9 protein-coding genes are annotated in these 10,711 nt (G+C 65.9%); 2 read left to right on the forward strand and 7 right to left on the reverse strand.

Translation table 11 applies throughout. The annotated features are described in order from the left end of the window. Window positions 1–14: 14 nt before the first annotated feature. From JJ918_RS12550 to dusB, 5 genes are all read right to left on the reverse strand, one after another. A complete protein-coding gene (locus JJ918_RS12550; protein WP_291887808.1) occupies window positions 15–1,403 on the reverse strand; it encodes a sigma-54 dependent transcriptional regulator in 1,389 nt (462 codons plus the stop codon). 3 nt (window positions 1,404–1,406) lie between these two features. Then, window positions 1,407–3,620, reverse strand: a complete 2,214-nt coding sequence (locus JJ918_RS12555; RefSeq protein ID WP_291887810.1) for a PAS domain-containing sensor histidine kinase — start codon at window positions 3,618–3,620, stop codon at window positions 1,407–1,409. A gap of 77 nt (window positions 3,621–3,697) precedes the next feature. Further along, complete coding sequence (locus JJ918_RS12560) at window positions 3,698–4,966, reverse strand: response regulator (protein WP_291887811.1); 1,269 nt, start codon at window positions 4,964–4,966, stop codon at window positions 3,698–3,700. Next, window positions 4,963–6,015, reverse strand: coding sequence for an ATP-binding protein (locus JJ918_RS12565; RefSeq protein ID WP_291887813.1), 1,053 nt, complete (start codon window positions 6,013–6,015; stop codon window positions 4,963–4,965). The genes JJ918_RS12560 and JJ918_RS12565 overlap by 4 nt, the downstream gene beginning before the upstream one ends. Then, window positions 6,012–7,013: a tRNA dihydrouridine synthase DusB gene (gene dusB / locus JJ918_RS12570; RefSeq protein WP_291887816.1), complete on the reverse strand. Its 1,002-nt coding sequence runs from the start codon at window positions 7,011–7,013 to the stop codon at window positions 6,012–6,014. Before dusB ends, JJ918_RS12565 begins: the two co-directional genes overlap by 4 nt. 84 nt (window positions 7,014–7,097) lie before the next feature. Between dusB and JJ918_RS12575 the strand changes: the two genes are divergently transcribed. Continuing rightward, window positions 7,098–8,249: a bifunctional 2-C-methyl-D-erythritol 4-phosphate cytidylyltransferase/2-C-methyl-D-erythritol 2,4-cyclodiphosphate synthase gene (locus tag JJ918_RS12575; protein WP_291887819.1), complete on the forward strand. Its 1,152-nt coding sequence runs from the start codon at window positions 7,098–7,100 to the stop codon at window positions 8,247–8,249. Beyond that, a complete protein-coding gene (locus tag JJ918_RS12580) occupies window positions 8,246–8,746 on the forward strand; it encodes a CinA family protein (protein ID WP_291887822.1) in 501 nt (166 codons plus the stop codon). The genes JJ918_RS12575 and JJ918_RS12580 overlap by 4 nt, the downstream gene beginning before the upstream one ends. Here the strand turns inward: JJ918_RS12580 and JJ918_RS12585 are convergent. Together JJ918_RS12585 and lipA are read right to left on the reverse strand one after the other, a co-directional pair. Then, a complete protein-coding gene (locus JJ918_RS12585) occupies window positions 8,717–9,217 on the reverse strand; it encodes a type II toxin-antitoxin system RatA family toxin (protein WP_291887824.1) in 501 nt (166 codons plus the stop codon). The genes JJ918_RS12580 and JJ918_RS12585 overlap by 30 nt on opposite strands. Before the next feature lie 10 nt (window positions 9,218–9,227). Next, complete coding sequence (gene lipA, locus JJ918_RS12590; protein WP_291887827.1) at window positions 9,228–10,205, reverse strand: lipoyl synthase; 978 nt, start codon at window positions 10,203–10,205, stop codon at window positions 9,228–9,230. Window positions 10,206–10,711 lie beyond the last annotated feature (506 nt).

Genomic DNA, 10,711 nt, shown 5'->3' on the forward strand with positions numbered 1-10,711 from the left:
CCGTTGGGTGCGGACTAGGCCGCGCCGTCGCGCTGCGGCGAGGTGACGCCGAGCGATTTGAGTTTGCGGTGAAGCGCTGACCGTTCCATGCCGATAAAGGCCGCCGTGCGGGAGATATTGCCGCCGAACCGGTCGATCTGGGCCTTGAGGTATTCACGCTCGAAATTCTCCCGGGCCTCGCGCAGCGACAGGGCAATCATCTTCTCGGCATCGAAGCCGGTCTCGTGATTGTCGCGCGTGACGACTTCCGATGGCAAGGCATCCAGCGTGATCGGCTCGTTGGCCGGACCGGTGGCGAGGATCAGGAGGCGCTCGATATTGTTGCGCAGCTGGCGGACATTGCCCGGCCAGCTGTGCGCCTGAAGCGCCGCCATGACGTCATCACCGAAGGCCCGCAGCGGCAGACCTGCAGACTGCGTCAGGTTCTTCACGAAATGATCGACCAGGGCGGGAATATCCTCGCGCCGCTCGGCCAGGGCCGGCACGGTGACCGGCACGACGGCGAGACGGTGATAGAGGTCCTCGCGGAAACGGCCTTCCTGGATGCGCACGGCCAGATCCTGGGCGGTCGAGGAGATCACCCGCACATTGACCTGCACATCCCCGGCCCCGCCGATCCGGCGGAAGCGCTGTTCCACCAGCAGGCGCAGGAGCTTGCTCTGGGTGGCTGTCGGCATGTCGGCAATCTCGTCGAGATAGAGCGTGCCGCCATGGGCGCGTTCCAGCAGGCCGACATGCTTGACCGAACCGTCATCATTCTCGCGGCCGAAGAGTTCCTCCTCCACGCCTTCCGGTGACATGCCCGGCGCGCTGACAGCGACGAAATCGGCGCCCGAACGTGGCGAGTTCTCGTGGATCAGCCGGGCGACGAGTTCCTTGCCGGCCCCCGAGGGGCCGCGGATCAGGACGCGGCTATTGGTCGGCGCGACGCGCTCGATCAGCTGGCGGACCTGCAGGATGCCGCTGGAATCGCCGATCAGCGTGCTCTGGGCCTGGGTACGGGCGCGCAGTTCGGCATTCTCGCTGCGCAGCCGGCTGGTCTCCAGCGCCCGCTTCACCGTGAGCAGAAGCTTGTCGCTCTTGAAGGGTTTTTCCAGGAAATCATAGGCGCCCTTGCGGATCGCCGCCACGGCGGTCTCGATCGTGCCGTGACCGGAGATCACGATCACCGGCAGGTCCGGATCGAGCGCGCGGAATTCGTCGAGCAGTTCGATCCCGTCCAGCCGGCTGCCCTGCAACCAGACATCCAGGATGATCAGAGACGGTTTTCGCTGGCGGATCACCGCCAGGGCGCCATCGGCATCGGCGGCCTCACGCGGCTCATAGCCGTCATCCTCGAGCAAACCGCCGATCAGTTCACGAATATCGGCCTCGTCATCGACGATGAGAATATCCCTGGCCATGTATCAAGCCTCCTTCAGGGACTGCGGTGCCGGATCGGCCATGTCCGCCAGAGGGAAAACGAGCCGCACGACGGCGCCCTGCCCGCTCCGGGGAATATCCAGTTCCAGACGTCCGTTATGGTCTTCCATCACGCGCTTCACGATGGCGAGGCCGAGGCCCGTGCCTTTCTCGCGCGTGGTCATATAGGGTTCGGTCAGGCGTTCGCGATTGGGGGTCGGCCAGCCCAGACCGTTATCGGCCACCTCGATCACGGCATAGCCGTTCGCCTCGGTCAGGCTGACGACCAGCTGCCCCGGCGCGCCATCCTGGTCCATGCGGGTCGAGACACTCTCGCAGGCATTCTTGAGGATATTGGCCAGCGCCTGCACGGAAAGCCGGGCATCGCACATGGCGTGAACCTGCATGCCGGGATGCTCGAACACGATCTCGATATTCGGCGAGGCGACCCGCTGGGTGAAGACTGACGACTTCACCAGCTCGCCCATCTCGACACGCTCCACCTTCGGCTGGGGCATGCGGGCAAAGCTGGAAAACTCGTCGACCATGCGGCCGATATCGCTGACCTGGCGCACGATCGTGTCGGTACAGCGGTCGAAGGTTTCGACGTCGGAGGTGATCTCGTCGCGATATTTGCGCCGGATACGCTCGGCCGACAGCTGGATCGGGGTCAGCGGGTTCTTGATCTCGTGGGCGATGCGCCGCGCAACCTCACGCCAGGCCGCATTGCGCTGGGCAGTTACCAGGCGCGTCACATCGTCGAATGTGATGACCAGGCCGGCCTCCTCGTCCATCGAGGCGCGGGCCGTCAGGTGACGGATCTGGTCGTCCGGCGCGTTGAGATCGATCTGCGCCTCGGCAACGGACCCAGGACGCCGGCGGGCCTCGGCGGCGATCTCGGCCAGTTCCGGCGTGACCTCGTCGATGCCGACACCGATCAGATCGTCCGTCCCCGGGGCGAGCATGGAGATGGCCGAACGGTTGATCAGCGTGATCCGGTTATCCTTGTCCAGGCCGATCACACCGGCCCGCACCCCGGCGAGAATCGCCTCGATAAAAGCGCGGCGCTGCTCGGATTCGGCGTGCGCCTCGATCAGTTCACGGCGCTGGCTGCGCAATTGCCGCGTCATCCGGTTGAAGGCCCGGGCAAGTGCCGCAATCTCGTCATCCTCGCGACCCATCTGGACCCGGGCATCCAGATCGCCGCGGCGCACACGCTCGGCCGCCCCGACCAGGCGCGAGATCGGCGTGACAACCCGGGTCGCCGCCGACAGGGCGAGCCAGATCGAACCGATCACGATCAGCACCGCAACCTCGAAATAGAGGAAGTAGAAGGAGCCCCGGACCCGGCTCTCCTGGCTGCCGGCATCGCGCAATTCGTTGCGCGCCTGGGCCATCTCCCGGAACAGGTCGATGTTCACCGGGTAGGAAACGAAGAGGTAGGCGTCCGGATAGGCATCGAGACGATAAAGCAGGCGCATCACATCGACCGCCTCGGCCGACGAGCTGGGCGTGGACACCGCCACATCGCCGTCATTGGCGTAGTCGTACAGCACTTGCGATGGCGCGGCATATTCCTCGTTTTCGCGGAATCGGGTGCGGGCAAGCAAGGTGCCCCGGCCATCGACGATATAGGCGGCCGCGAAGCCGCGCCGCGCGGCCTGGAAATTCAGATAATTGATGTACTGGATCCGCGAGGTGGTGAAAGCGTCGACCGACCCCTCCTGGCTGAGATCGGTCGCCATGCTCTCCACATGACCTGATGCCGTTGTCGCCTCCCGGCCGTAGAAATCGAAAGCGACATCTTCCAGCCGGTCGACCAGCGTGGCGATCCGGTCGTCGAACCACAGATCCACGCCGCGCGTGATAACAAAGCCCAGGAAGATGGCGGCGAGGACGGCCGGGGTAGCCGCGGCGATCGAAAAAAGTGCCACGAAGCGCAGATGCAGGCGCGGCGTCGGTTCGCCGAAGCGGCGCGCCCTCACCCGCCGCACGAAACGCAGCACGACGACGCCGGCGAGGCCGAGCAGGAGCACGAGATTGCCGACGAGAATGCCGAGCGCGATCCGGTTGTTGGCGCCGGTCAGCCCGCCTTCGTTCAGCAGAATGAAGGCGGCCACGCCCAGAAGGCCAAGCGAGACCAGAAAGCCCGCGCCGAACAGCGCCGCCGAGCGCGGAGAAATGTTCCGGATCAGAGTGTTCCTGGACGCGTTCGGCAAATCAGCCTCACTTGCTTCAAGCGACCGAGCTTACTCCTGCGTTGCACGAAATCAACACAGTGCCGCACCCGCAACAGTCAGCCTGTTTTCTCGTCCGTCCCGTCCAGCTCGGACAGCCGCCGCGCCAGCGTGTTGCGGTTCAGCCCGAGCAGATCCGCCGCCCGCGACCGGTTGCCATTGCAGCGGTCCAGCGCCTGGGTGAACAATGCCCTTTCCAGTGCATCGACGGCACTCTGGCGCGCATCCGGCCGCGACAGGGCCAGTGCCGCGAGGGCATTGGCGTGGACGGCGATGTCTTCGCTCGAATCGGCACCGTCGGCATTGAGCGCCTGGGCGACATCGTCCAGACCCGCCACACGGCCCCGCGTCGCCAGGGCCAGACGCGACAGCACCGAGCGCAGCTCGACGACATTGCCGGTCCAGGGCGAGTTCACGAGATAGTCGATGGCATCCTTGGACAGGCGCACCGGGTCCTGTTTGTCGCGGCGGGCAAACTGGCCGAGAAAGGCTTCGCACAGCGCAGGGATATCGCTGCGACGTTCGCGAAGCGGCGGCACGGTGATGACGCATTCCGAAAGCCGGGCCGCCAGCCGGCTGTCGATCGGGTTCGACGGCGCCTGCGATACCGTGGCGATGACGCGGCCGGAGCCCCCGTCAAGCGCATCGCGCGCCGCGCGTTGCTGTTCCCCGCTCCACTCCTCCAGACGCAGCCAGACGACCTGACGGGCGGCCTGGGTGGAGCCGAAAATCTCGGTCGCCGTATTCGACGGCGTGACGACGACAGCATCCTCGGACGCCACACCGCGGGCACGCAGCAGGGCCTCGGCGGCCTGACGCTTGCCGACACCCGGCTCGCCCGTGATCATGACATGCGCCTGGCTGGTGGCGGCCCGGGCGATCGCCTTGAAGGCCGACTGCATCGCGACGGACTGGCCGATAAAGCCGGTCGGTTCCTCGGTCGAACGCGATTGCTGGCCGGCCCGCTTGTCGCCCAGCGCCGCCGCGACGGCCGAGATCATATCGTCGAGATCGAAGGGTTTGGGCAGGTATTCGAACACACCGCCCTTGGCGGCATTGATCGCTGTAGACGCCGTTGCCTGGGCGCTCATGACAATGACCGGCATCTGAGGCCGCAGCCGGGCCACCAGGCCGAGATTTTCCAGGAAATTCGTTCCGTCCAGCAGAACGTCGGCCAGCAGGAGATCGCCCTCGCCATTGCGGATCCAGCCCAGCGCGGTGTCCGGCGAGGCGGTCGCGCGCACCTGGTAGCCTGCCGAACCGAGGGCCCGGGAAAGGATGAGTTTCAGGCTTTCATCGTCTTCGAGAAGCAGGATGCGTGCGCTCACGATGTTTCCTCCCTAGCGACCGGCAGGCGCAGGTTGAAACCCGTCCGTCCCGGTTCGCTTTCATAGTCCAGCTGACCGTCATGCAGCGCGGCGATGCGCGCGGCGAAAGCCAGTCCCAACCCCTCGCCCGCCGGTTTGGTGGTGACGAAGGGCGTAAAAATACCCGCGCCCAGCGCATCGGGAATGCCCGGACCATTATCCCGCACCACAAGGACCAGCGGCGTCGGATTGGCGCCGGTGCGGCTGCGCGGCCCCGTATCGAAGCGCGTCTCGACCCGGATTTTCGGATCCGGCATGTCGCGCACCGCATCCAGCGCATTCTGCAGGAGGTTCAGCACGACCTGCAGCAGGAGATCCCGGTCGCCATCGACCGGTGGCAGCGAGGGATCGAAATCTTCTTTCAGGATCGATCTGGAGCGCGGATCGGCCCGCACAATGCTCTCCATCGCATCCATGGCCAGGTGGTTCAGATTGACCTCGCCGCGTTCGCCCAGGCGGATATCCCCCACCCGGCTCCAGTGATTGGCCAGGCGGGTGATCCGGTCGACATCCTGGATGATGACCTGGGCGAGCTCTGCTGCCGCCTCGATATTGCTCTCGCGGCGGATCAGCTGGGCGGCACCGCGGACACTGGCAAGCGGGTTCTTGAGTTCGTGCGCCAGCATGCGGCCGAAACCCAGAGCCGGTGCCTGGGACGCCTTGGCGCCCGGCTCGCGATGCGGCAGCACGGACAGCGTCACCGTTGACGTCTCGTCGGACCAGCGGGCGTGCAGGTCGAAGGGCCCGCCCGGGCCCAGCACACAGCCCAGCGCCACGACGGTGCGCCGTGCTTCGCAGGCCTGTTCGACGATCTCGGCCAGATTGGCGCAGACCGGCGACTGAGTGCCGAAATCGCCTTTCATGAGATGCCGGGCCGACAGGCCCAGCCATTCCTCGGCCTGGGTATTGGCCCAGGTGAAGCGGGCATCTTCTGAGAATTGCAGCAAGGGGATCGCCGCCATTTCGGCAGCGGGTTCGGCCGGCGATGTCGGGGCCGCGGGTCCGTTCATGCGACGGCCCGTTTTTCCGGCACGGCCAGCCGGGCCAGGACATCGTGGATCGCCGTGGCATCCGTCGAGCGGCACAGCGTGGCTTTCAGCCCCGAGAGCCAGTCCGGATCGCACCCTTCCGCTTGCGCCTCGACATCAATAAAAGAGGCGAAGTGCTTGCGCATCATGCGAATTCCCAGCTCGCCGCCATAATGCTCGAGCGACATGTCGAACTGCTCAGCCAGTGCGGGCAGCTTGTCGGCCCACGGCGTTTCGACGGGCTTGCCCAGCAGCGCAGCGCCGATCTCGCCGACCAGCCAGGGGCGTCCCTGCGCGGCGCGGCCGATCATCGCCGCATCGGCGCCCGAGGCCGTAATGGCCTTGCGGGCATCCTCGGCGGTATGGATGTCGCCATTGACGATCAGCGGGATGGAGATCGCCTCCTTCACCGGACGCACCGCCGACCAGTCGGCCTCACCCTTGTAGAATTGCTGGCGGGTACGCCCGTGCACCGTCACCAGCTGGATACCGGCATCCTCGGCCCGGCGCGCCAGTTCGGGCGCGTTGATACTGTCATGATCCCAGCCCAGGCGCATTTTCAGCGTCACCGGCACACTGGACGCAGCGACGGTCGCCTCGATCAGGGTCAGGGCATGGTCGAGATCACGCATCAGGGCCGAACCGGACAGACCCTTGGTGACCTGCCGGGCCGGACAGCCCATATTGATATCGACAATGTCGGCCCCGGCATCGACGGCAATTTTCGCGCCTTCCGCCATCCAGTGCGCCTCGCGCCCGGCCAGCTGGATGACGCAGGGCGACAGCGAGGCGTCCAGTGCCGCCTTGCGCACCATGTCGACCCGGCCGCGGGCCAGCGCATCGCTGGCGACCATTTCCGACACGACCATGCCCGCCCCGAAACGCTGCGCCTGGCAGCGGAAAGGCAGATCCGTCACGCCCGACATGGGCGCCAGAATGGCCGGAACGGTGATCCGGTGGGGACCGATCGAGAAGTGCATGCGTCTGGACAAATCCTGAAGGGGCATCGTAAGCCCGTCAGGCTAGCGATTATGCTGCGCTGCGGCAATGCATGAGGGTGCCGGATGACAATCGATGCCATCATCGTGGCGGCGGGGCGCGGCGAACGCGCCGGCGGCGGTATTCCCAAGCAATTCAGATCCCTGGCCGGCCGCAGCGTGCTGGCGCGGACGCTGGACGCGCTCGCTGGCCATGCTGCAATCCGCCGGGTCATTGTGGTCGTCAATCCACAGGATACGGATCATGTCGAGGCCGTGCGCCGGGAAACCGCCCACAGCTTCACAACGGTGCCGGGCGGAGCCACCCGGACCGACAGTGTCCGGGCCGGGCTGGCGGCGCTGGCAGGCGATGCTCCCGATGCGGTGATGATCCATGACGCTGCCCGCCCCTTCCTGTCCGCCGCATTGATCGATCGCCTTGCCGAGGCGCTGGACCGGCACGACGCCGTGATCCCCGCCCTGCCCGCGACCGATGCGCTGATGCGGGTGATGACCGATGGCATGATTGCCGAACCGGTCGACCGGGCGGTCGTGCGGGCCGCCCAGACGCCGCAGGCTTTCCGGTTCGATACGCTGAGCGCGGCCTATGCCCGGCTGGGCGGTGGCGGGCTGGCGGATGATGCCGCTGTGATCCTGGCCGCGGGCGGTCAGGTCCACACCGTCGAGGGCGACGCAGACAATTTCAAACTGACCATGCCGGCCGATTTCCGGCGCGCGGAGGCGATGCTGATGGGCGAGACGATCACGGTGAGCGGCCAGGGTTTCGACGTGCACCGTCTGGAGCCGGCCGAAACGATGTGGCTGTGCGGTGTGGAATTGCGTGAGGGGCTGGGCCTGGTGGGCCATTCCGACGCCGATGCAGGGCTTCACGCTGTCACCGATGCGGTGCTGGGCTGTGCCGGCGCCGGCGATATCGGCCAGCACTTCCCGCCCTCCGACCCGAAATGGAAAGGCGCCGCCTCGGACGCGTTCCTGCTGCATGCGCTGGAGCTCCTCGGGCAAGCCGGCGGCCAGGTCATCCATGCCGATGTCACACTGATCGCCGAACGGCCGAAGATCGGGCCCTATCGCGAGGCGATGCGGACCCGGCTGGCGCAGCTCCTGCGACTCGATCCAAAGCGCGTCAACATCAAGGCCACCACGACGGAAAAACTCGGCTTCACCGGGCGCGGCGAAGGCCTCGCCGCCCAGGCCATCGTCACCGCGAGACTGTCATGATCTTCAATCACTCCCTCGTCGACCAGGCGGAAACTCTGCTGGACCGGGCGCGCACCGCCGGTGTGATGATCGCCACGGCGGAAAGCTGCACTGGCGGCCTTGTCGCTGCGCTGCTGACCGAGATCCCGGGCTCGTCGGATGTGGTGGATCGCGGCTTCGTGACCTATTCCAATGCCGCCAAGACCGAGATGCTGGGTATTCCCGCGCGGGTCATCGAGGCGCAGGGCGCCGTGTCCGACGAGGTCGCCCGCCGCATGGCCGAGGAAGCCCTCCTGCGCTCGAATGCGGATATCGCCGTGGCGATCACGGGCGTGGCCGGTCCGGGCGGATCGGAGCGCAAACCGGCCGGCCTGGTGCATTTCGCCCTCGCCCGCCGCGATGGCGCGACGATCACCGAGGTCCACCGTTTCGGCGATCGCGGCCGCGATGCCGTACGCCTGGCCAGCGTGGCCACGGCGCTCGACCTGTTATCGCAGGGCGTCGATTTCTTCGGATAACTCCTTGGACGGATTGCCCGTCCGGGTATAGCGGCGTTCGGCCTCGGCCGAGAATTTCTGCACCAGTATGCGGCCCGCCCGTTCGCGATTGGTCTCCAGCAGCATTTGCAGGATCGGGTTCTTGAACGCCGCCTTGATGGAGAATTCGACCAGGGTGGAGCCGTCCGACAATTCGCGGAACCGCCAGGCGTTTTCCAGCACCCGGAAAGGCCCGGCCACGAAACTCACATCGATCGAGCGGCGCGAGGCGTCGGCGATCACCCGCGAGGTGAAGCGTTCGGAGACGAATTTATAGCGCACCCGTGCTTCCGCGGTGAGCTCGGTCAGCGGACCGTCGCGCGCTTCATTGAGCACGCGCATCGCCGTGATCTGCTCGATGAATTGCGGATAGCTGCGCACATCCATCACCAGATCGAACAGATCGTCCGGCGCATGGAAAAGCCGCAGGCGTTCGCGGGTCTCGACGGTCACGCCGGCCCCGTCAGCCGCGCGCCAGCATGGCGTCGCGCGCCTCGCGGAGCTTGCGGAAATCATCGCCGGCATGATGGCTCGAACGGGTCAGCGGCGTCGCCGACACCATCAGGAAACCCTTGGCGCGCGCGATCGTCTCATAGGCCTTGAACTCGTCCGGCGTCACGAAACGGTCGACGGCGGCGTGCTTGCGCGTCGGCTGGAGATACTGGCCGATGGTCAGGAAATCGATGCCGGCGGACCGCATATCGTCCATCACCTGCATGACTTCTTCCTTGGTCTCGCCCAGGCCGACCATGATGCCCGATTTGGTGAATTGTGCCGGATCGCGCTCCCTCACCCGCTCCAGAAGGCGCAGGGAATGGTAGTAGCGCGCGCCCGGACGGATCGAGAGATAGAGCCGCGGCACGGTTTCCAGATTGTGGTTGAACACGTCCGGCTTGGCATCGATGACGCGTTCGGCCGCACCGGGCTTGCGCAGGAAGTCCGGGGTGAGGATCTCGATCGTCGTGCCCGGCGTCTCGCGGCGGATCGCTTCGATCACATCGACAAAGTGCTGCGCTCCGCCATCGTCCAGATCGTCGCGGTCGACCGAGGTGATGACGACATGGTTCAGCCCCATCTGGGCCGTCGCCTCGGCAACGCGGCGGGCCTCGTCATGATCGACCGGACCCGGCAGGCCGGTTTTCACATTGCAGAAAGAACAGGCGCGGGTGCAGGTATCGCCCAGGATCATGAAAGTGGCGTGCTTCTGCTCCCAGCACTCGCCGATATTCGGACAGCCGGCCTCCTCGCACACAGTGACGAGACCGCCCTTTTTCACGATCTCCTGCGTCTCCGAGAAGGTCTTGCCCAGCGGCGCCTTGACGCGAATCCAGTCCGGCTTGCGCAGGATGGGCGTATCGGCTCGCTTCTGCTTTTCCGGGTGACGGGCAGCGCGGGCGTCGGACGCGGCGCTTCGCGCCGTATTGTCGATCAGATTGGCCATGCCCAGCACATAAGCCCGTGCGCGGTTTCCATCAAGTTGAGCCTGCTGCTGTCCGGTTTGCGGATTTGCGGGGGGGGGGGGGGTGAAGTGTTTTTCTCCTACCTCGCTCCGTTTCCCCCCGGCCTTGTGCCGGGGCCAGGAGGAGCCTGCATCTGAAACGCCGCCAGACCCCGGAATAAATCCGGGGAAAGCGGAAGTGTTCATTTCAACCTCTCTCCATTTTCCCGGACGAAAGCCTGCGCAGGCAGGCTGCAGATCCGGGATCTACCTTGCTGCGTGAAGCGTGAGCCGCGTCCAGTCGGTCCCGGACAGCGCTGCGCGCTTCCGGGAAAAACTGTGTGTTTGGAGATGAGGAAGCACGAAATCCTCCACGGGCTTGCGCCCTGGAGCGATGAGAGGGGTGCGGGATGCACGGCGGACATCGTGTCCGATTTGAAGCTTTGGTGGTGATGCCCGAGGCATCCCGCACGCGGAGATTTACCCGGGTCCCTTGCGGGCCCCGTCTC

It is taken from the genome of Maricaulis sp., from assembly GCF_017642925.1.
GTDB lineage: Bacteria > Pseudomonadota > Alphaproteobacteria > Caulobacterales > Maricaulaceae > Maricaulis.

Bases quoted from the DNA above. Each gene is read 5' to 3' on its own strand.
- JJ918_RS12580 (WP_291887822.1), top strand. From the start codon at position 8,246: ATGATCTTCAATCACTCCCTCGTCGACCAGGCGGAAACTCTGCTGGAC.
- lipA (WP_291887827.1), bottom strand. From the start codon at position 10,205: ATGGCCAATCTGATCGACAATACGGCGCGAAGCGCCGCGTCCGACGCC.
- JJ918_RS12550 (WP_291887808.1), bottom strand. From the start codon at position 1,403: ATGGCCAGGGATATTCTCATCGTCGATGACGAGGCCGATATTCGTGAA.
- dusB (WP_291887816.1), bottom strand. From the start codon at position 7,013: ATGCACTTCTCGATCGGTCCCCACCGGATCACCGTTCCGGCCATTCTG.
- JJ918_RS12575 (WP_291887819.1), top strand. From the start codon at position 7,098: ATGACAATCGATGCCATCATCGTGGCGGCGGGGCGCGGCGAACGCGCC.
- JJ918_RS12565 (WP_291887813.1), bottom strand. From the start codon at position 6,015: ATGAACGGACCCGCGGCCCCGACATCGCCGGCCGAACCCGCTGCCGAA.